This is a genomic window from Salinicola sp. RZ23 (assembly GCF_003206675.1).
GTDB classification, from domain to species: domain Bacteria; phylum Pseudomonadota; class Gammaproteobacteria; order Pseudomonadales; family Halomonadaceae; genus Salinicola; species Salinicola endophyticus.
In genome coordinates, this window is record NZ_PZJK01000009.1 from 49,609 (window position 1) to 70,635 (window position 21,027).

Here is a 21,027-nt window from a genome sequence, read left to right on the forward strand (position 1 = left end):
CTATACGGTAACGATTGACGATGAACTCATCCGCTCAGGGCGAGCGCGTGGTTGACGGCCGCCAGCGCCTTGGCCAGCGCCTCGCTGTTCGCGAGCAGACGCTGTGCGGTGGCGGCAGGTACTGCGCCGGCGTCGAGCAGCGCCTGGGGCGCATCGGGGGCCGCCGACTCGGCTGTCGACGTGGTGCCATCGGCCCCTGGCTGCGCGGCTTCGGCCAGAGACTGCTGCAGAGCGGACAGGGCCTGATCGAGCTGGCGCTGGAGTGCCGGCGCCTGACGGGCCAGCAGCGGGTCGATCAGCGTCACGATCTTGGCACTGCCCTCGGTGATACCGGCCAGGTCATTGAGCGCCAGTGGCGTCATCTCGCCGTCGGTGGCGCGGTCATGCCAGGTCTGCAGCGCGCGGGCGCTGCCGTTGGCCAGCTGCGCCGGCGGCACCGAGGCCTGGGCGAGGCGCTGGGAGAGGACATCGAGATCCGCCATCAGTTGCTTGGCCACCGGCGCCAGCCCGGCGGTGGAGCCAGCGCTGAACAATCCCTGAGCCAGCCGTGGGAAGCCGCCGAAATCCGGGTCCTTCTCGCGCCCGGCGTAATAGTCGGCGGGGGCGTTGAGGCGCTGGTCGAGATCGCCGAACAGGCCGATCGGCATCGCCAGGCGCTGGTCGATGCGGCGCGCCTGGAGATAGGCCGTGCGCGCCGCCGTCAGGTCGCCGGCGTTGATCGCCTGCGCGAGCGCCGCACTGGCGCGCTCGAGCTTGCGCATCTGCAGCGTGGTGTAGACGCGCAGCTCGGCCCGCGCGCCGACGAAGTCGTGCGCGGCCAGCGCCCGGGCCGGGGCGGCATTGCCGTTCGGCGTCACATGCAGCTCGCCGTGGGGGTTGCTCAGCAGACCGCAGGTCATGGCGTAGTCGCCCGGTGCCAGGTCGACACGCAGCGGCTGGCGCATCCCGGGGGCGATGTTCTCGCGCTCGGCCAGTACCATGACGCCGTCGATCACCTCCCACTCGATGGCACGGTCCGAGCGGTTGACGATGGTGAAGGTGCGCTCGCCGGCGGGCACCTCGACCCGTGACGGCTGGCAGCCCCTGGCGCCGATCTCGATCAGCGTGCCGTCATCGCTGCCGCTCTCGACGGCGCGCAGCGACAGCGCGAACACCCCGAATGCGATCAGCATGAGTAGAAACGAGGCCACCAGGCCCAGGCGCATCAGGCGCGGCGAGGGAGCGTGGTGGGCGTTGCTCGGGGTGGCGTGGGTCGAGTTCATCCCTGGCTCCCCGCGGTGGCTGCGGTGTGCGTCTCGCGCCGCGGGCGTAACAGCCACAGGGCGATCAGCAGATAGCCCAGGTAGGCGACGACCTCACTCAGGGTGGGCGCCGGCTGATAGCCGAAGATTCCGGCGAACAGCGAACCCAGCGGGGTGTCCAGCGGCAGCACGTTGCTGAGATCGAACACCACCTGCTGGGCGTGGTTCCACAGCCCCGCCTCGTGCAGCGCGCGCACCGAGCCGGCGAGCAGCCCGGCGGCGACCAGCAGGATGAAGACCCCGGTGGCGCGGAAGAAGTGGCCCAGCGGCAGGCGCAGGCTGCCGCGGTAGATCGCCAGGCCCGCAATCACCGCGACGGCGATACCCAGCAGCGCACCCAGCGGGGCGGCACTGCTCGTGCTCTGCTGAAACACCGCCAGGAGAAAGAAGATCGACTCCAACCCCTCTCTCGCCACCGCCAGGAAGACCATGCCGATCAGCGCCCAGGTGTGACTTCTGCCACTGAAGGCGTGATCGAGCGCCGAGGTCAGGTCGCGTTTCATGCCAGCGGCGGCGCGGCGCATCCACAGCACCATCCAGGTCAGCATGCCCACCGCGAGCAGCCCGACCACGGCTTCGAACAGCTCCTGCTGGCGCTGGGGGAATTCGGCACTGGCGAACTGCAGGCCGGCACCCACCAGCAGGGCCAGTGCCACGGCCAGGAAGATGCCGGTCCAGACGGCAGGCATCCAGGCCTGGCGTTGGGTCTGATGCAGATAGGTGGCGATGATGCCGACGATCAGCGCGGCCTCGAGGCCTTCACGCAGCATGATGAGAAAAGGGATGAGCATGAGTCGAACCTGACGCGGGTGAAGAGGACGAATGATAAGAGAGAAACACTTCGTTGCGCGAATGATACTTGTTTTCAAATTCATGAGGTAACAGTTTGTTGCCGGTTGCGCAAGCGGACGCTGGCTGGCGGCGGGCAATATCGACGCTGAGAGCAGGGGGTGTGGCGTGATCGGGAGCCCGAGAGCGACCTCGACTGCGCTCATGGCGCAGAAAGTGTTCCAGAAGCGACACCTTTCGTCCTGTGGGCGGTTATGTTGTCGCAGACAGATAAAAAAGCATGCGTCGCGTTGTCACACGATTTAGAGTCGATTCAAGGCCGAAAAACGATCCAGGAAGTGCAAAGATACGGCCAGCTTCAGCATCTCCTCAGGGCTACCGCCGAGCCAGGCAGACGGTGCGATGCGCCTGAAGGAGCGACCGACGCCAGGGACGCGCGATAACAACAACCACCTGACATTGTGATGGAGTAACCTGACATGGCGATTTCTTCCGTTTCTCGTGAGCGGGACCTCGGCGTATCCGAGCCCCAGACCCTCGGCTTCCTGTTGCTGGACAACTTCACCCTGATCTCCCTGGCGTCGGCGATCGAACCCCTGCGCATGGCCAACCAGCTGGCCGGTCGCGAGCTCTACCGGTGGTACATCATCACCCTGGACGGCGCGCCGGTGCGTGCCAGTGATGGCATGCAGGTAACCCCCGATGCCAGCACCCAGGCGCCCTTGAACCTCGACTGGCTGGTGGTGTGCGGCGGTGTGGCGCCGCAGCGCGCGGTGTCGCCGGCGCTGCTGAACTGGCTGCAGAGCCGCGGGCGCACGCTGCGGCGTGTCGGCTCGGTGTGCACCGGCAGCTGGGCGCTGGCCCAGGCCGGTCTGCTGGATGGCTACGAGTCGAGCATCCACTGGGAGTGTCTGGCGGCGATGCAGGAGGCCTATCCGCGCACCGCCTGGAGCACGCGTCTGTTCTCGATCGACCGCGACCGCTTCACCGCTTCCGGCGGCACCGCGCCGCTGGACATGATGCTCAACCTGATCGGCCGCGATCACGGCCGCGAGCTGTCGGCGGCGATCTCGGAGATGTTCATCTGCGAGCGCGTGCGCGGCGAAGAGGACCAGCAGCGGGTGCCGCTCAAGCATGTCCTCGGGACCACCCAGCCCAAGCTGCTGGAGATCGTGGCGCTGATGGAGGCCAATATCGAGGAGCCGATCGAGCTCGACGAGCTGGCCAGCTATGTCGATGTCTCGCGGCGCCAGCTCGAGCGCCTGTTCCAGCGCCATCTGCACTGTTCGCCGTCGCGCTACTATCTCAAGCTGCGCCTGACGCGGGCACGCCAGCTGCTCAAGCAGACCCCGCTGCCGATCATCGAGATCGCCTCGGCCTGTGGCTTCGTCTCCACGCCGCACTTCTCCAAGTGCTACCGCGAGTACTTTGGTACGCCGCCGCGGGAGGATCGTGGCGAGTCGGTCAAGATCCGGCGTCTGGAGCCGATCCTGCGCCAGCCGACTGCGGAAGACGCACTGATGCAGTTCAGCAGCGCCAGCGTCGCCCTCAATCACGCTCGCGGCGAGCCCACCTACGCCAGCATCGCGCTGAGATAGCGCGGCCCGCTCCCGGCCGCTGCGACAGCGCTGGCGGCCGGGCGTGGAGGGCCGGGTCGGTACGCCTGCATGGCGCGCCGGCACCGGCCCTTCGCTTCTGCGCTTTCCCCACCTTCCCCGTACGTTTTCATAGGCTGCGACAACCCGTCGCGGCTGGCGTCATCTCACGCCAGCCGGGGCCTGTGGCGTATTTGTTAGCCTAAGAATATTTAGGGTGCTCAAATTTGTCGCGAATCGGCCGTTGTTGTTGGCAAGCCGTTTCCCGCAAAGGAGTCCCCGATGAATCCCTCGACGCTGATAGGCATCTTCGCCAGCGTACTGCTTCTGGTCTGCGTGCTGTTCTTCACGGCCGAATCCCCGGACAGTTTCATCAATCTGCCGGGGTTGGCGCTGGTCGTCACCGGGACCCTGGCGGCGACCTTCATCAGTTACCCGCTCAAGGAGGTCGTTCGCGTCGTGCGTCTGGTCGGCGTGGTGTTCAAGCGCGAGGACAGTTTCGTCCGCGACGATATCGACGAGCTGGTGGCGCTGTCGCGGCTCTGGACCAAAGGCGACGTCAGAGCGGTGGAGGGCGAGCTCGAATACGTGCGCAATCCATTCCTGCGTTCCGGGGTGCAGCTGCTCATCGCCAATACCAAGGAGGAGGAGATCTTCGACGTGTTGCAGTGGCGCATCACGCGGCTCAAGGCCCGGGAGCAGGCCGATGCGCAGATCTTTCGTACCATGGCGACCTACGCGCCGGCCTTCGGCATGATCGGTACGCTGGTGGGGCTGGTGAATATGCTGGGGGTGGTCGATGCGGGGAGTCTGGATATCATCGGGCCGCGCATGGCGGTGGCGCTGCTGACCACCTTCTACGGCATTCTGCTCGCCAACCTGGTGTTCAAGCCGATCGCCGTCAAGCTCGAACGGCGCACTGAAGAGCGCTTGATCACCATGCACATGGTGATGGAGGGGATCTCGCTGATGAGCAAGCGACGGCTGCCGTCGTTCATCGAAGAGACGCTGAACTCCTTCGTCGTCAACTACCGCGATGAGATCCGCGACCCCAACGTCAAGCCACGTCACGCTGCGGCGACGCCATCCGCCACCTCGGAGGAGTAGCCCCATGCACCAGCGAGAGATGCAGAACCTGCTGACGCCGCCGGTCGCGGCAGGCGCGGAGGACGAGGGCTGGCTGACGAGTTACCTGGATGTGCTCACGCTGCTGCTGACGCTGTTCGTGCTGCTGCTGTCGCTCATCCCCCGGGGGGAGTCGCAGGCCACCCAGGCCGGGGGCACGAACACCACGGCCAGTGTCTCGTCCCCGTCGGGCCTGAAGCCGCTCAACGACGGTCTCGACCCTCGGCTGGCGGGGATCAAGATACCGGGTGTACACGTGATGAAGGGGCAGCAGGGGATCACGCTGCGGATCGACGACGACCTGCTGTTCCCCAGCGGCAGGGCGACGCTGACCGCGGGAGGACGTGAGGTGCTCGCCAGCCTGGTCGCTGATCTCGAGGCTTTCGAGGGCGAGATATCGGTGGAAGGACATACCGACGACGTGCCGATCTCGACGCCGCGCTTCCCCTCCAACTGGGATCTCTCCGCTGCGCGGGCGATCGCCGTGGTGCGCTATCTGGCCGCGAGGGGGATCGCGGATACCCGCCTGCGGGCGATCGGCTACGGTGCTACCCGTCCGACCGCTGACAATGCCACGGCGGCGGGCCGCGCCGCCAACCGCCGCGTCGATATCCTGTTGCACCGGCCGGTCGCCGGCTCGGCTGCGGCTAGATGAGCCCCGTTTCGTGGCGCAGGCGCGACTGAATCAGGTCGACGAAGGCGCGGGCGCGGGCGGTGATGCCGTGGCGGTCAGGGTGAATGGCGATCACCTCCAGCGGCGCCGGGGCGAGATCGAGGTCGAGCGGCACCAGCTCGCCGGCATCGATCCAGGCCTGGCAGAAATGGCGCGGGATGATCGCAAAACCGATGCCCGCCCTGGCCCCCGCGATCAGCAGGGTGCTGCTGTCGACGCGATAGCGGGCAGGGACCTTGAGCGAGATCGGACGGCCCGAGTCGTCGATGAAGTGCCATGGGTTCGCTTCCAGGGCGGTCAGCGTCGACAGACAGGGTAGTGCGGAGAGCTCCCGCACCGAGCTGGGACGTCCATGCTCGGCGATCACGCGCGGTGCGGCGACCACGACGCTCTCCATCGTCACCAGCGAGCGCACCACCATGGCGCTGTCGGCGAGCCTGCCCCGGTGGTAGCTGATCGAGACATCGACCTCGCGTTTGACCGGATCCAGCGGTGCCATGCTGGTGATGCAGTCGAGATGGATGCCGGGATGCGCTGCCACGAATTCCGCCACGCAGTCGCTGAGCCAGCGCACCGCGAACTCGGAGGGGATCGCCACGGTCACCTTGCCGCTCAAGGTGTCGTCGCGGCCGTCCAGCTCATGCGAAAGCTCCTCCAGGGCGGCGATCAGATGATGCGCGCGCTCGTGCAGGCGGCGGCCATCCGGCGTCAGGCGCAGGTGACGTGTGTTACGCAGCACCAGCGGCTGGGCGAGTTCGCTCTCGAACTGGGCGAGCTGGCGCGCCCCGGTGACTGAGCACGGTAGGGCAGTGACGCCTTCGTTGGGGCAGCCGTTCAGCGTCTGCCGCTGGCCAGTCGACGTTCAACCGAGCATCGGTCTGACCAGGGTCATCACGCCGAAGGTGGCGACACCGACGATCACCGGCAGGCCCAGTGATCGGGTTCGCCGCCAGGTCAGCAGTGTGGCGGCGAGCCCGACGAGCGTGGCGATCCAGCCCGTGGCGTCAGGCACCCTCGGCACCAGCGACACCCCCAGCACGGCGGCAATCATCATCGGCCCGAGCACGCCGAGCCATGCCGGCATCGACTCCGTGCCCGCACGCTCGCGGGAGTGGCGCAGTCGGCGCTGCATCCAGAGCAGCGGCAGCAGCCGGATGAGGTAGGTGCCGAGGGCGCCGGCGAGCAGGGCGATCCAGAGTTCGACACTCATCGATGAGCTCCCGGCAGGCGCGGGGCCCGCAGTGTGAAGAAGCAGAGACCGCCGAGGGCTGCCGCCAGCGGGATACCGACGTTGGCCAGACCGCCCAGGGTGAAGGCCAGCGCTGCGGCGATGCAGACACACAGCGCCAGCGCCCAGCGCGGTGAGGTGAAGCGCGGCACCACCAGCACCAGGAAGAGTGCGGGCAGGGCGAAGGGCATCACCTCGCCGAGCAGCGGCCACTGCGCCATCAGCCACTCCCCGGCGATGGCACCGAGCAGCGAGCCGGCGATCCAGCTCAGCCAGGCGAGCAGCGCCGCGCCGCAGAACCAGCCGACCCGCTGGCGCTCGGCGAGCTGAGGCAGGCGGGCGTGGGCCAGGGCGAAGACCTGATCGGTCAAGCCATGCATCAGCCAGGGCCACCAGCGGCTCGGCGGTAGCCAGGGGGCGAGGTTGGGCGCATAGACGACGTGGCGCAGGTTGATCAGCAGGGTCATGGCCACCGCAAGCCACAGCGGCGCGCCGCCGGCCACCATGCCCACGAACACGAACTGCGAGGCGCCGGCGTAGATCAGCCCCGAGATCGCCAGCGTCTCCAGGCTGCTGAAGCCGGCCTGGGTGGCGACCAGCCCGAATGAGACAGCGACCGGGATATAGCCACTCAGCAGTGGCAGCGAGTCGCGCACGCCCCCCAGCCAGGCAGGGGCGGTGGATGGGGCTAGGTCGTGATCAGACATGGGCGGCCGGCTCCGGGAGATAGACGATGGTGACCAGCAGCGCGGCACCGCTGTCGCCGCTGAGATAGGCGTGGGGACGGTCGCTGTCGAAGGTGTAGAGCTCGCCGACGTCGAGCTGGCGGCTCTCTTCCGGCGGCCCCACCGTCAGGCTGCCCTCGATCAGTTGCACCGTCTCGCGGGTGCCGGCGGTATGTGCCTCGGCTTCGCGCCGGTGGCGCGGGGCGAGGCGCATCAGGTAGGCATCCACCGGCACGCCGCTGCGGCTCTGCATGATCAGCTGCACGCTGGCGCCGGCATCGTCGACGGCGGCGGCGAGGGGGGCGACCAGGGTGCCGAAGGGCACGCCGAGCTGGCGCGCCAGTCGCCACAGGGTGTCGAGGGTAGGGTTGCCGTCGCCCTGTTCCAGCCGCGACAGGTTCGATTTGGCGACCTTGGCCTGGGCCGCCAGCTGCGATAGCGACAGCCCGTGGGACTGGCGCAGCGTCTGCAGATGCTGGCCGAGGATGTGGCGCGAGGCGGCGTCCATGGCGGCGGTCTCCTGAGGGTGTCGTGGTGAGGGACGTCGGATCGAGCGATGTGGCGGGCGGCGTGCCGGCAGCGAGTGTCGCGATCGGAATGGCGTCACACAGGGTTGTTCTATTTAAAGAACGTTCTACAAAAGGAACGCTCAGGCGTCAATAGCGCTGTGGCCGCGGGCTGGCGGCGCCGCGGCCGAGCATGGCAGCGGCGGGTATCCTCTGCGGATCGCGGAAGGGGCGGTGGGGTGGCGCGTCGGGGCGTCGTGGAGAGAACGTTCGGCGTGACGCAATCGGAACACTCGGATTCGCTTTCGGTCGGCGAGCGGGCAGGGCGCAGGGATATGCTGCGCGGAACAGTCGCTCTCGCCGCTTCATCATCGTGATGCCAAACCGGGAGCGCGCAACCGAGGAGGATTTCCGCATGTCGACGTCATCCGTGCACGACGATGCCATCATCATCGACGGCCTGATCATTGCCAAATGGGACCGCGCCCTGTTCGAGGACATGCGCAAGGGCGGCCTGACCGCGGCCAACTGCACGGTGTCGGTCTGGGAGGATTTCGAGTCCACCGTCGACAACATCGTCGCCGTCAACCAGCTGATGCGCGACAACGCCGAGCTGGTGCGCCCGGTGCACACCACCCGCGACATCGCCCGGGCCAAGGAAGAGGGCAAGACCGGCATCATCCTCGGTTTCCAGAACGCTTACGCCTTCGAAGACAAGCTGGGCTACATCGAGATCTTCAAGAAGCTCGGCGTGGGCATCACCCAGCTCTGCTACAACACCCAGAACCTGGTCGGTACCGGCTGCTACGAGCGCGACGGTGGCCTCTCCGGCTACGGCCGCGAGGTGATCGCGGAGATGAACCGGGTCGGCATGATGTGCGATCTCTCCCACGTCGGCTCGAAGACCTCGGAGGAGATCATCCTCGAGTCGAGCAAGCCGGTCTGCTACTCCCACTGCCTGCCCAGCGGTCTCAAGGAGCACCCGCGCAACAAGTCCGACGAGGAGCTCAAGTTCATCGCCGACCACGGCGGTTTCGTCGGGGTGACCATGTTCACGCCCTTCCTCAAGGCCGGCGTCAACGCCACCGTCGAGGATTACGTCGAAGCGATCGTCTACATCATGAACATCGTCGGCGAGGATGCCATCGGCATCGGTACCGACTTCACCCAGGGCCAGGACGAAGCCTTCTTCGAGTGGCTGACCCACGACAAGGGCTACGCCCGCCGTCTGACCCGCTTCGGCGAGATCATCAATCCCAAGGGCATCCGCACCATCGGCGAGTTCCCCAACCTGACCCAGGCGCTGCTGGACCACGGCCTGTCCGAGCCGGTGGTGCGCAAGATCATGGGGGAGAACTGGGTGCGGACGTTGCGCGACGTCTGGGGCGAGTGAGCCACCGAGCCTATTACGCTCGCGGGCGCGTTGTTGCGAATTGGGTCGCCATGCTCATGAACAAACACGTTCACTCCGCTGGCTCCCCAATCCGCGCCTACCGCCCGCTTCGCTCATGACGGCTCCGCAAGGCCCGCGGAGTCGGCTGGAGGCCCCAAGCCATCATTCTGCGCTTAGCCTGCGGCTGGAAGCGCCGCTCAAGAACAACTTCAGAGGTAATCGATATGACCCAGATGGCTCCCGAACTGCCGATCAACGTCGATAGCGACACCGGTGTCTGGACCACCGATGCGCTGCCGATGCTCTACGTGCCGCGTCACTTCTTCATCAACAACCATGTCGCCATCGAAGAGGCGCTGGGGGTCGAGGCCTACGCCAAGATTCTCTACGACGCCGGCTACAAGTCCGCCTGGCACTGGTGCGAGAAGGAAGCCGAGCTGCACGGTCTCGAGGGCGTGGCGGTCTTCGAGCACTACATGAAGCGGCTGTCGCAGCGCGGCTGGGGGCTGTTCATCACCGAAGCGATCGATCTCGACGCCGGCACGGCCAGGGTGCGCCTGGAGCACTCCTGCTTCGTCTATCAGCTGGGCAAGACCGGGAAGAAGGAAGAGTACATGTTCACCGGCTGGTTCGCCGGTGCCATGGACCAGATCCTCGAGGCCCGCGGCAGCAGCCTGCGGACCCGTGCCGAGCAGACCCAGAGCGGTGCCGAGGCGGGCTGCGAGGTCGGTTACTTCGACGTCACGCCGCGCTGACGGCGGCACCGATACGCCTCGCGATAGATACCAATAATTCAAGCAATTCCGTGTACTGAAGAACTCGTGGCGGCCGCACCTGACCCAGGGGCAGTGCGAGTTCGAGGAGATGACCGGCCATGGCCCATGAAGCGCTATTCAAGCCGATTCAGATCGGCAAGCTGACGATCCGCAACCGTGTGGTCAGTACCGCCCACGCCGAGGTCTATGCCACCGACGGTGGCATGACCACCGATCGCTACGTCAAGTATTACGAAGAGAAGTCGAAAGGTGGCTGTGGGCTCTGCATCTGCGGCGGCTCCTCGCCGGTCTCCATCGATAGCCCGCAGCAGTGGTGGAGCTCGGTCAACGTCTCCACCGACCGCATCATTCCGCATTTCCAGAATCTCGCCGATGCCGTGCACAAGCATGGCGGCAAGATCATGATCCAGATCACCCACATGGGTCGGCGTTCGCGCTGGGACGGCCACAACTGGTCGACCCTGGTGTCGCCCTCCGGGCTGCGTGAGCCGGTTCACCGCGCCACCTGCAAGACCATCGAGGAGGAGGAGATCTGGCGCATCATCAGTGACTTCGCCCAGGGCGCGCGGCGGGTCAAGGAGGGTGGGCTGGACGGCTGCGAGCTCTCCGCGGTGCACCAGCATTTGATCGATCAGTTCTGGAGCCCGCGGGTCAACAAGCGCACCGACCAGTGGGGCGGCAGCTTCGAGAACCGCATGCGCTTCGGCATGGAAGTGCTCAAGGCGGTGCGTGCCGAAGTCGGCGACGACTTCTGCGTCGGCATGCGTATCTGCGGCGACGAGTTCCATCCCGATGGTCTGTCGCATGACGACATGAAGCAGATCGCCGCCTACTACGATGCCACCGGCATGGTCGACTTCTTCGGCGTGATCGGCTCCGGCTGCGATACCCACGATACCCTGGCCAACGTCATCCCCAACATGTCCTACCCGCCGGAGCCGTTTCTGCATCTGGCTGCGGGTATCAAGGAGGTGGTCTCGGTACCGGTCATCCACGCCCAGAACATCAAGGACCCGACCCAGGCCGAGCGCATTCTCGAGGGCGGCTACGTCGATCTGGTGGGGATGACCCGGGCTCATATCGCCGATCCCCACATCATCGCCAAGATCAAGGATGGCCAGACCGACCAGATCCGCCAGTGTGTGGGCGCCAACTACTGCATCGACCGCCAGTACCAGGGGCTCGACGTGCTCTGCATCCAGAACGCGGCGACCTCGCGCGAGTACATGGGCCTGCCGCACATCATCGAGAAGAGCAGCGGACCCAAGCGCCGCGTGGTGGTGGTCGGCGGCGGCCCCGGCGGCATGGAGGCGGCGCGGGTCAGCGCCGAGCGCGGCCATGATGTGACCCTGATCGAAGCCGAGCCCCAGCTCGGCGGCCAGATCACCCTCGCGGCACGCGCCCCGCAGCGCGACCAGATCGCCGGCATCACGCGCTGGTACGAGATGGAACTGGCCCGCCTCGGTGTCGATGTCCAGCTCGAGACCCGCGCCGACGATTCGGTGGTGCGCGACCTGCAGCCCGATCTGGTGGTGCTGGCCAACGGCGGCCATCCGTTCCTCGAACAGGTGCCGGAGTGGGGCTACTCGGACAATTCTGACGAGAGTCTGGTGGTCAGCAGCTGGGACATCCTCGGCGGCAAGGTCGAGCCGGGCAAGAACGTGCTGGTCTACGACACCATGTGCGAGTTCAGCGGCATGTCCACCGCCGACTATCTCGCCAGCAAGGGCGCCACGGTGGAGATCGTCACCGATGACACCAAGCCTGGCGTGGCGATCGGCGGCACCACCTTCCCGACCTACTACCGCAGCCTCTATCAGCAGTCGGTGGTGATGACCGGCGACCTGGGGCTGCACAAGGTCTATCGCGAAGGTGACAAGCTGGTGGCGCTGTTCGAGAACGAGTACACCGGCGAGCACGAGGAGCGGGTGGTCGACCAGGTGGTGATCGAGAACGGGGTGCGCCCGGACGAGTCGCTCTACTACGCGCTCAAGTCGCGCTCGCGCAACCACGGACAGGTGGATCTGGAGGCGCTCTACGCGATCGCGCCCCAGCCGACCCTGGCCGAGAGCGGTGACTTCGCGCTGTTCCGGATCGGTGACTGTGTGGCGCAGCGGAATACGCATGCGGCGATATACGACGCCTTGCGGCTGTGCATGCACTTCTGAGGCAGGAACGGACTGCGCTCGACGAGACGGCGTTGAATCCCTCGTCGCCATGCTCATGGACAAACACGTCCACTCCGCTGGCTCCTCGGCATTCGCCTGGTCTCGTCGTCGCTCGTCATCGTTCCGCGAGCCGACGGCGAGAGCCAGGGCTCTCATGACAGAGCGTGTCGATATGGCTGACGTCAGTGACTTTTTCGGAGAAGTCCGATGCTGCAGACGCTACTCCCCATTCTGATCTTTGCCGCGCTGGCGGTGGGTGCGGCGGGCGCGGTGCGCCGCATCCGGCTGTGGCGCCAGGGGCGGCGCACGCCGATGCGGTGGCATCGGCTCGTGCTGATGCCCAAGCGCTATCTCAATGACCTGCACCATGTGGTCGCCCGCGACAAGGCGATCGCGCATACCCACGTGGCCACCGCCGGGGGCTTCGTCGCCGCCATGGCGCTGGCGTTGGTGGTCCACGGCTTCGGCTGGCACAACCCGATTCTCGGCGGGCTGCTGCTGGCGGCGAGCCTGTGCATGTTCATCGGCGCCCTGGCGGTCAATCGGCGGCGCATCGATCCGCCGGCCAAGCTCTCCAAGGGCCCCTGGCAGCGGCTGTCGAAAAGCCTGCTCGCCTACTCGGTGGGCATGTTCCTGGTCAGCCTGCCGCTGGTGGGCGTGGCGCCGACCCTGCTGGGTGGCGGCGTGCTGGCCCTGATCCTGCTGGCCCTGGTGGCCTGGGGGCTGGCCGAGATGCTGATCGGCATGGGCTGGGGCGGACCGATGAAGCACGCCTTCGCCGGCTCCTTCCATCTGGCCTTCCACCGCCGCCCCGAGCGGTTCGATGACCAGCACCGCGACGTGGCGCACGATGTCCATCGCGGCAGCCGCTCCACCGCGCTCTTCCCGCTCGATCTCACGGCGAAGACGCTCGGCGTGGAGAAGCCCGCCGATTTCCAATGGGAGCAGCTGCTGGGCTTCGATGCCTGCGTCCAGTGCGGACGCTGCCAGAACGTCTGCCCGGCCTACGCCGCCGGCCAGCCGCTCAATCCCAAGAAGCTGATCCAGGACATGGTCGTGGGCATGGCCGGCGGCAGCGATGCCCGCTACGCCGGTTCCGGCTATCCCGGCATCGAGGTCGGCAAGCACCATGGCGGCCCCTCTGATGCCATCGTGCCGCAACTGGTGGAGGCGCAGACCCTGTGGGCGTGCACCACCTGCCGCGCCTGTGTCGAGGAGTGCCCGATGATGATCGAGCACGTCGATGCCATCGTCGACATGCGCCGCTTCATCACTCTGGAACGGGGCGAGACCCCGGAGAAGGGCGCCGCGGCGATCGACAACCTGATCGCCACCGACAACCCTGGCGGGCTCGACAACGCCTCGCGTCTGGACTGGGCGGCGGATCTCGATATTCCGCGCATCCAGCAGCGTCCGGAAGGGGTCGACGTCCTGCTGTGGTTGGGTGACGGCGCCTTCGACATGCGCAACCAGCGCACCCTGCGCGCCCTGGTCAAGATCCTGCGCGCTGGTGGTGTGGACTTCGCCGTGCTGGGTGACGAAGAGCGCGACAGCGGCGACGTCGCCCGACGCCTGGGCGACGAGGCCACCTTCCAGCGCCTCGCCGAGCGCAATATCGCCACCCTGTCGCGCTATCGCTTCCAGCGCATCGTCACCGCCGACCCGCACAGCTTCCACGTGCTGGGGCGCGAGTACGGCGCCTTCGGCGGCGACTACGTGGTCAAGCACCACTCGACCTTCATCGCCGAGCTGTTCGACGCCGGCCGGCTCAGCGTCAAGGCCGCCGAGCCCGGCGAGACGGTGACCTATCACGACCCTTGCTATCTGGGCCGCTACAACGGGGAGTTCGCCGCGCCACGTCAGGTGCTCGCCGCGCTCGGCGTCGAGGTCGCCGAGATGGAGCGCTCCGGTTACCGCTCGCGCTGCTGTGGCGGCGGCGGCGGTGCCGCGCTCTCCGACGTGCCCGGCAAGGCGCGTATTCCCGACATGCGCATGGAGGATGTGCGTGAGACCGGGGCGACCACCGTCGCCGTGGCCTGCCCCCAGTGCACCGCGATGCTCGAGGGCGTGGTCGAGCCGCGGCCCCAGGTCAAGGATCTCGCCGAGCTGGTCGCCGCCGCGCTGGTGGAGCCGTCCGCGGCGCCGATTGCGCGTACCAGTACCGAAGCCCCTGAGGAGGTGCCGGCATGAGTGTCAGACGACTCGACCCGCACGCCGAACGCGCCCGGCGCAATCGGCTGCACCCGCGCCATCATGAGTTCGTACGTCCGGCGTGGCGCTGGACCAGCGGCGACGGGGTGACCCGGATCAATCCCCACGCCCTGGGGGCGATCGGCCCCAACGGCATCAAGCGCATCGACCGCAGCGGGGCCAGCGTCGAGGCTGCGGCGTCGGCTGGCCCCCAGGCCAGCGCCGAGCCGAGCCGGCGTCAGGTCCGCCTCGAGGCGCCGCAGGCGTATGTCGCGGTGGTGCCGGAGCTGCCGGAAGGGCGCCTGAGCGATCACGACCGCGACCTGTTCGGGCTGGCGCGCCAGCTGGCCGAAGCCCGCGGCGGTGCCGAGGCCGGGGTGGCTGTCGTCGCGATCACCTTCCAGACCGAGGTCGCCGGACTCGAGGAGGCCGGCGCCGACCGCCGGGTCGACCTCTCCTCCCGGGTCGAGGCCGACAGCTATGCGCCTGAGGCGCGTCTGGCGGCACTCGCGGCGATGGAAGCCGCGCTCGCCCCGGCGCACTGGATCTTTGCCGACGACTTCCCCGGCGGTGGCGATCTCGGCCGGCGCCTGGCCGCGCGGCTGGCGCTCGCTGGCGATGCCGCGGCGCGGGCGGCGACCCGGGTGTGGCAGTTCGCCGATGGCCAGACCCTCTCCCGGGCCGGTGACCGTCAGGACATCCAGCGCGAGGTGGCGCGTGTGCTGCTGGCGCTGCCGGAGTGCGCCGAGCCGGTCAGCGAGACCCTTCACGCGGCGACGCTGCTGGATCTCGATGCGCTGGATCATGAGCTGTCGGCCAGCGACGAGCGGGCGGCGGGTGTCGCCGATCTCGGCCGGGTCGCGGTGGATCCGCAGCAGATTCCGCTGGCCCAGGCGCCCTTCATTCTCTCCGCCGGCCGCGGCGTCAGCGACTGGGATGGCTACCACCACGCCGCCCGGGTGCTGGGTGCCAGCGAGGGCGCCTCGCGGGTGGCCGTCGATGACGGCTACATGCCGCGCTCGCGCCAGGTCGGGGCCACCGGCACCTTCGTCAGCGCGAGCTGCTATGTCGCGGTGGGCATCTCCGGCGCGGTGCAGCACCTGCAGGGCATCACCAAGTGTCAGCGCGTGGTCGCGATCAACAGCGACCCGAGCTGCGACATGGTCAAGCGCGCCGATTTCGCCATCATCGGCGATGGTGACGCGGTGCTGGCGGCGGTCTGCGCCCAACTGGGCCAACCCCGACCCGAGAGCGGCGACAGCCGGCACGAGGAGGTGCGACATGACGCAGCCTGAGCGCAGTCGAAACGCTGCCGGCGAGGCCAGGGTCGTGGCGCTGGTCTCCAGCGGTCGCCACCCGGTCTCCGGACGCGCCGGACGGGCGCGGGAGGACGCCCGCGCGGTGGAGATGGGGCTGGCGCTGGCGGGGGCTTCGCTGCATCTGGCCCACGCCGGCGATGCCGAGGATGCGGCGCTGCCGGAGTATCTGGGCATGTTCCACGGCCTGGACGGGGCCGGTGGGCCCGGTGAGCTCTCGCTGCTGCCGATGGCCGCCGGCGACGACGCCGTGCCGCTGCTGGCGACCTGGCTCGAGGCCTATGGCGCCAACTTGGTGCTGACCGGGCAGCGCGCCGAGTGCGGTGAGGGCTCGGGCCTGCTGCCCTATCTGCTGGCGGAGCGGCTGGGCTGGGCGGTGGCCACCGGGGTTGCCGCGATCGAGCACTGCGAGGGCGATCGCATCACCGTGCTGCAGGCGCTGCCCCAAGGGCAGCGGCGGCGGCTAGAAGTGCGCCTGCCGTGTCTGCTGTGTGTCGACGGTGTGGCACCGATGCCGCGCCAGAGCGCTTTCGGCCCCTCCCGACGCGGGCGGGTAGAGGCGGTGACGAATGTCACGGCCGAGCCCGATACGCTGCAGGCGGCGTGGCAGTGGCAGCCGGCGCGGGCGCGGCCCAAGCGCCTCAAGGTGGTCAAGTCCACCAACGCCCGCGACCGCTTCAAGGCGGCGGCGGCCAAGTCGGCGGCTTCCGGGGGGCAGGTGCTCACCGATCTCTCGTCGGACGAGGCAGCGCAGAAGCTGATCGACTATCTGCGCGCCGAAAAGGTGCTGCCGGCGGTACAGCCCGGGGAGGAGGGCCAGCCATCCGCCTGAATCCGGCCAGCCGCGGGTGTCGCCAGCGGCGCCTGCCTCAGTAGTCGAGCAGCTTCGGCATTCTCTCCGAGAGCGGCTGTCCGCCGAGCACGATGCGGCTCGGCGCCACCGGCTTGAAGGCGCCGTCGTGGAAGTAGGCGGCGTGGGTCCGGTCGAAGGTCACCAGCGGTTTCAGGTCGGTGCGCTTCGACTCCGGCAGCATCATCAGCGTCAGATTGTCGAGGATCAAATGGCTGCCGTCGTCCTGGCGGTAGCGCAGCACCGCGTGATAGGTCGGGGTGAGGGTGTCGTCGGCGGCGAGGAAATCCAGGCGTGACGTCGGCGTGCCCGCCTGGAGCAGGATCTGATACTTGGCGATGGCGAAGTCCTCGCAGTCGCCGTAGCCGTCGCTCACCAGGCGGTCGAAGCCCTTCCAGGTATCCACCTTCTCGACCTGCTGGCGGGCGGCATTGTTGACCACTCGATTGACGTAGACCAGCCGTTCTCTGCCTTGCAGACGCTTGGCCTTGGCGACGAACTGAGCGCGGGTGAGGGTCACCGCCGAGGCGCTGGGGTCGTCCCAGTAGGTGAAGCTGCCGGCGCTGGCCGCCGGGGCGATCGCGCTGCCCAGCAGAAGCAGGAGCAGGGCGGTTGGTCGCCGGTGCAGCGGGGCCTTGGCGGCGGATGAGAGCATGCGGAGATTTCCGTGGCGGACGTCGACTGTCCCGGGAGCGACAGTCAGACGATACGCGTATCGACCCGTCGCGGTCGAGTGCAGTAAATAGTGCAATAAGCCATCAATAGTGCGGTAAATAGCGATCAGCGCGGCGGCGGCGAGCCGCTGGCCTGCCGCCGAAGGATGTCCGAGGTCGGCATGGCCTGAGTCCGATCAGACCCGAGGAGGTATTGCATGATGATAGTCAATCTCGTCGACGGCGAGGATTTCCGCCAGCGGCTGGTCGCGCTGGGCGTACACGTGCCCGAGGCCGCCTGTCCGGAGACCTGTGCCCGCCTGGCCGCGGGCTGCTACCGGGCCGGACGCGTGCCCGAACTGCCGGCGGCGATCCGCGAGATGACCGAGCAGAGCGACATGCTGCTGCCGTCGGTCAAAGCCGCCATCGATCAGCACCTGCTGCCCGCCTTCGACGGGCACTGAAGAGACGGGATCTTCCCTCCCCGCAGTGCCCGTGCCGGGCACTGCGGCCGCTCAAATCTTGCGTAACCCCCACATAAAATACATCCCCCCGATCAGGGCCGCGATCAGCCCCGCCGGCAGCTGGTAGGGGAAGAACAGATTACGCCCCAGCCAGTCGGCCAGCACCATCACCACGATACCCAGCAGCCCGGCCCCGAGCAGCTGATGGCGGGCCCGATGCAGGCCCATCAGGCGTGCCATGTGCGGTGCCAGCAGGCCGATGAAGGAGAGCGGCCCCACCACCAGAGTGGCGGCGACGGTGAGCAGCGCCACCAGTGCCAGCAGCACCAGCCGGCTACGATCCACGTCCACCCCCAGCGCCCTGGCCGTGGGTGCGCCGAGTGGCAGTAGCGTCAGCCAGCGACTCAGCGGCAGGGTGATTGCGAACAGCGTCAGCGCCACCATGGCGATCACGCTCGCCGAGGTGAGACTGGCGTAGTAGGTCGAGCCACCCAGCCACGCCAGCAGCTCCTGGGCCCGCGGGTCGTTGCTCGAGAGCACGATGGCGCGCAGGGCGTCGAGCAGAGCGGTGATCGCGATCCCGGTCAGCAGCAGCCGCTCCGGCACGAAGCCGCTGCGCCGGTTGCACGCCACCAGCAGCAGCAGGGCGGCCACGGCGCCGGCAAAGCCGGTGACCCCACCGCTCAGCGGCGCGATCCCCAGCGGCAGCAGCATCAGCGCGATGACACCGATGGCTACCCCGGCGCTGATCCCCAGCACTTCCGGGCTCGCCATGGGGTTGCCGGTCATGCGCTGCAGCAGGGTGCCGGCGGCGGCCAGCAGCAGCCCGGCGGCGGCGGCGGTGACGACCCGTGGCAGGCGCCAGTCGATCACCAGGTCGAGCTGGTCCCAGCCCATCCAGGCCGGGTGGGCGCCCTGGGCATCGAGGCTGAAGCCGAAGCCCAGCGCCAACACCACGGCGACCACGGCCAGCAGGCCCAGCAGCCATAGCCTGCGGTGCGGGTCGGCGTGCTGCGGCAGGGTCAGCCCGGCGCTCGGCTGGGGGCGTGTGCCGGCCAGCTTGAGCCGGGGCAGCAGCCACAGCAGCAGGGGCGCACCGAAGGCCGCGGTCATCGCCCCGGTGGGCAGCAGCGAGGCGGTCAGCGGCGAGAGCTGCTGCACCACCAGATCGGTCAGCAGCAGCAGCAGGGCGCCGATCGCCATCGACCAGCCCAGCCGCTGGCCCAGAGTGCGGGCCCCGGCCAGGCGCGCGATGGCCGGCGCGGCGAGCCCGACGAAGCCGATCAGGCCTACCGCGCTGACCACGCAGGCGGTGATGAAGATGCCCAGCCCGAGTCCGGCGATGCGCAGGTTGCGCAGCGAGATCCCCAGGCTCTTGGCACCCTCCTCCTCGAGATCGAGCAGCGCCAGCGGACGCAGCAGGATGAACGCCAGCCCCAGCGCGATCAGCAGGCGCGCGAGCAGGAAGCGGGTGTCCTCCCAGTTGTTCTGGGACAGCGATCCCGAACCCCAGATGAACAGCCCGGCGAGGCTCTCCTGATGGAACAGCAGCAGCGCGCTGTTGAGGGCGCTGATGTAGAGGCTCACCACCATGCCGGAGAGCACTACCACCATCGGTGCCAACCGTCGGCGCCAGGAGAGCGCCAGCACCACCAGAGTGGCCAGCAGACCGCCGCCCAGGGCGATCCACTCGCGTCCCGCCAGCAGCCAGCTCGGCCCCCACAGGGTGGCGATCACCAGCGCCAGTTGGGCGCCGCTGGTCACCCCCAGGGTGGCCGGCGAGGCGAGCGGGTTGCGCAGCACCTGCTGCATCAGGCAGCCGGCCAGCGCCAGTGCGGCACCGCTCAGCAGCGCCACGCACAGGCGTGGCAGGAAGGTGTAGTGGAGCACCACCTGGCGGATATCTACATCATCCGGGGCGACCGCCGCCTGCCACCAGTGGCCGGCGAGATCGCCGAACTGTGACGCCAGGGTGAGATAGCCAAGCACCGCGGCGAGCGCGGCCATGGCCGCGACCAGCCCCAGGGGCGAGCGACGCAGCAGGGCGCGGTGCGGGGGCGGGCGCTGAAGGGAGGGTTTGCTCATGGTTGCTCCGGCGCCGCGGGGTGCAGTGCCGCCACCAGTTCGTGGATCAGGCGCGATAGCGACGACAGGCCGCCGAAGGTCCACACCGGCTCGATCTCGCTGACGCGGCCAGCACGCACCGCGGGCAGCAGTTGCCAGACCCGGTTGTCGGCGAGTTCGGCCGCGACGTTGCGCGGGTAGGGCTTGATCACCACGATGCGCGCCTCGGGGTGCTCGGCCAGGCGGGTGATCGGCACGCTGGCGAAGCCCCAGCCATTGGTCGGCCCCTGCCAGGCATTGATGAGCGGGGTGCGCTCGAACAGGGTGCCGACCATGCCGCCGGCGCCGAAGACGCGCACGTGCTGGGCATCGCTGAACTGCACCACGTAGACCGGCCGGGGGCTATCGGCGAGCGCGTTGGCCGCCGCCGCGAGCTGCGCTTCGGTGCGTGTGATCAACGCCTCGGCCGCCGCCTCCCGGCCCACCAGCTGGCCGATGTGGCGGGTCATGGCGCAGGTGCCGGCGAAGTAATCCTTGCCGGTATAGAAGTTGTCCACGATCTCCACCGGCATCAGCCGCGCAAGACGTGCGCTGTCGCGCACGAACAGGGCACTGGTCAGCAGCAGATCCGGCGGGCGCTGGGCCAGGAGTTCGAGATTGGGCTGATTGCGCAGGCCCATGTCGATCGTCTCTGTCGGTATCGCCGGAACTCTGACCCACTTGCGATAGTTGGCGATGTCCGCCACCGCATAGGGGACGATGCCGAGTGCGATCAGCGTCTCGGCGGAGGACCAGTTGGCGGCGGCGATCCGCGGCGTGGCGGCGGCCTGGGTGGATGCCGTCAGCAGCAGCCACACGCCCACCAGCAGCGCGATTCGGGTGACGACGGCTGGGCGTGAAGGGCGAGCTCGCGGCAACGTGACGGTTCCTGACAGCGGGGGTCGAGCGTGCGATGCCCGGCCTCGCGTGGCGGCATGGGCGGTTGACGGGCCGCCTGCCGGGGCTGGCGACCGCGAGTGATGGTAGATCGAATGACAATCGTTATCAATCGCCTTGCTGATAGCGTCAGTAAGTACTTATAAGAAGTATTCGCATTTTCATCCCTGGGAAAGCTGGCTAGAATGGGCCCGACGTGGTGCATACGTTCGATTCGGGCGCTCTGTGAGCGGCTCGTGCCAGGCGCCACATCCTTAAAACAATGGGTCTAGATC

19 protein-coding genes are annotated in these 21,027 nt (G+C 68.0%); 10 read left to right on the forward strand and 9 right to left on the reverse strand.

Annotated elements, in window-relative coordinates:
• Positions 1–26: 26 nt before the first annotated feature.
• Together efeO and efeU are read right to left on the reverse strand one after the other, a co-directional pair.
• Positions 27–1,262 carry an iron uptake system protein EfeO gene (efeO, locus tag DOM67_RS09535; protein ID WP_110675413.1) on the reverse strand — a complete coding sequence of 412 codons (1,236 nt, stop codon included), beginning with the start codon at positions 1,260–1,262 and terminating at the stop codon, positions 27–29.
• Positions 1,259–2,092, reverse strand: a complete 834-nt coding sequence (gene efeU / locus DOM67_RS09540) for an iron uptake transporter permease EfeU (protein ID WP_110675414.1) — start codon at positions 2,090–2,092, stop codon at positions 1,259–1,261. Before efeU ends, efeO begins: the two co-directional genes overlap by 4 nt.
• Positions 2,093–2,569: 477 nt before the next feature.
• Here efeU and DOM67_RS09545 point away from each other — a divergent pair, with 477 nt between their 5' ends.
• The 3 genes from DOM67_RS09545 (at position 2,570) to DOM67_RS20215 (ending at position 5,465) form a co-directional block, all read left to right on the forward strand.
• Positions 2,570–3,688, forward strand: a complete 1,119-nt coding sequence (locus tag DOM67_RS09545) for a GlxA family transcriptional regulator (RefSeq protein ID WP_110675415.1) — start codon at positions 2,570–2,572, stop codon at positions 3,686–3,688.
• A gap of 279 nt (positions 3,689–3,967) precedes the next feature.
• A complete protein-coding gene (locus DOM67_RS09550; protein WP_110675416.1) occupies positions 3,968–4,792 on the forward strand; it encodes a MotA/TolQ/ExbB proton channel family protein in 825 nt (274 codons plus the stop codon).
• A gap of 4 nt (positions 4,793–4,796) precedes the next feature.
• Entirely contained in the window at positions 4,797–5,465 is a 669-nt protein-coding gene (locus DOM67_RS20215) for an OmpA family protein (protein ID WP_110675417.1), read from the forward strand.
• Here DOM67_RS20215 and DOM67_RS09560 read toward each other — a convergent pair.
• The 4 genes from DOM67_RS09560 to DOM67_RS09575 all read right to left on the reverse strand — a co-directional run bounded on the left by DOM67_RS09560 (position 5,458) and on the right by DOM67_RS09575 (position 7,944).
• A complete protein-coding gene (locus DOM67_RS09560) occupies positions 5,458–6,222 on the reverse strand; it encodes a substrate binding domain-containing protein (RefSeq protein WP_157958832.1) in 765 nt (254 codons plus the stop codon). The genes DOM67_RS20215 and DOM67_RS09560 overlap by 8 nt on opposite strands.
• A gap of 123 nt (positions 6,223–6,345) precedes the next feature.
• Positions 6,346–6,693, reverse strand: a complete 348-nt coding sequence (locus tag DOM67_RS09565; RefSeq protein WP_106418273.1) for an AzlD domain-containing protein — start codon at positions 6,691–6,693, stop codon at positions 6,346–6,348.
• Complete coding sequence (locus tag DOM67_RS09570) at positions 6,690–7,418, reverse strand: AzlC family ABC transporter permease (protein WP_110675419.1); 729 nt, start codon at positions 7,416–7,418, stop codon at positions 6,690–6,692. The genes DOM67_RS09565 and DOM67_RS09570 overlap by 4 nt, the downstream gene beginning before the upstream one ends.
• Positions 7,411–7,944 (reverse strand): XRE family transcriptional regulator, encoded by a 534-nt coding sequence (locus DOM67_RS09575; protein ID WP_110675420.1) that lies wholly within the window; start codon positions 7,942–7,944, stop codon positions 7,411–7,413. Before DOM67_RS09575 ends, DOM67_RS09570 begins: the two co-directional genes overlap by 8 nt.
• A 413-nt stretch (positions 7,945–8,357) precedes the next feature.
• On the opposite strand from DOM67_RS09575, the gene DOM67_RS09580 reads away from it, so the two are divergent.
• From DOM67_RS09580 to DOM67_RS09605, 6 genes are all read left to right on the forward strand, one after another.
• Entirely contained in the window at positions 8,358–9,335 is a 978-nt protein-coding gene (locus tag DOM67_RS09580; protein WP_110675421.1) for a dipeptidase, read from the forward strand.
• 224 nt (positions 9,336–9,559) lie between these two features.
• A complete protein-coding gene (locus DOM67_RS09585; protein WP_110675422.1) occupies positions 9,560–10,090 on the forward strand; it encodes a DUF5943 domain-containing protein in 531 nt (176 codons plus the stop codon).
• A gap of 119 nt (positions 10,091–10,209) precedes the next feature.
• The gene (dgcA, locus tag DOM67_RS09590) at positions 10,210–12,279 is read left to right on the forward strand and encodes a dimethylglycine demethylation protein DgcA (protein ID WP_110675423.1); all 2,070 of its coding nucleotides are present in this window, start codon (positions 10,210–10,212) and stop codon (positions 12,277–12,279) included.
• 207 nt (positions 12,280–12,486) lie between these two features.
• On the forward strand, positions 12,487–14,469 hold the full coding sequence (locus tag DOM67_RS09595) for a (Fe-S)-binding protein (RefSeq protein ID WP_110675424.1): 1,983 nt from the start codon (positions 12,487–12,489) through the stop codon (positions 14,467–14,469).
• On the forward strand, positions 14,466–15,764 hold the full coding sequence (locus tag DOM67_RS09600) for an FAD-binding protein (RefSeq protein WP_110675425.1): 1,299 nt from the start codon (positions 14,466–14,468) through the stop codon (positions 15,762–15,764). The genes DOM67_RS09595 and DOM67_RS09600 overlap by 4 nt, the downstream gene beginning before the upstream one ends.
• Entirely contained in the window at positions 15,751–16,617 is an 867-nt protein-coding gene (locus DOM67_RS09605; protein WP_110675426.1) for an electron transfer flavoprotein subunit beta, read from the forward strand. The genes DOM67_RS09600 and DOM67_RS09605 overlap by 14 nt, the downstream gene beginning before the upstream one ends.
• Before the next feature lie 37 nt (positions 16,618–16,654).
• Here the strand turns inward: DOM67_RS09605 and DOM67_RS09610 are convergent, their stop codons facing one another.
• A complete protein-coding gene (locus DOM67_RS09610; RefSeq protein WP_110675427.1) occupies positions 16,655–17,290 on the reverse strand; it encodes a transglutaminase-like cysteine peptidase in 636 nt (211 codons plus the stop codon).
• A 216-nt stretch (positions 17,291–17,506) separates the two neighbouring features.
• On the opposite strand from DOM67_RS09610, the gene DOM67_RS09615 reads away from it, so the two are divergent.
• Entirely contained in the window at positions 17,507–17,752 is a 246-nt protein-coding gene (locus DOM67_RS09615) for a hypothetical protein (RefSeq protein WP_110675428.1), read from the forward strand.
• A 51-nt stretch (positions 17,753–17,803) separates the two neighbouring features.
• On the opposite strand, the gene fhuB is transcribed toward DOM67_RS09615, so the two are convergent.
• Both fhuB and DOM67_RS09625 read right to left on the reverse strand, forming a co-directional pair.
• Positions 17,804–19,837, reverse strand: a complete 2,034-nt coding sequence (fhuB, locus tag DOM67_RS09620) for a Fe(3+)-hydroxamate ABC transporter permease FhuB (protein WP_232825198.1) — start codon at positions 19,835–19,837, stop codon at positions 17,804–17,806.
• A complete protein-coding gene (locus DOM67_RS09625) occupies positions 19,834–20,733 on the reverse strand; it encodes an ABC transporter substrate-binding protein (protein WP_157958833.1) in 900 nt (299 codons plus the stop codon). Before DOM67_RS09625 ends, fhuB begins: the two co-directional genes overlap by 4 nt.
• Positions 20,734–21,027 lie beyond the last annotated feature (294 nt).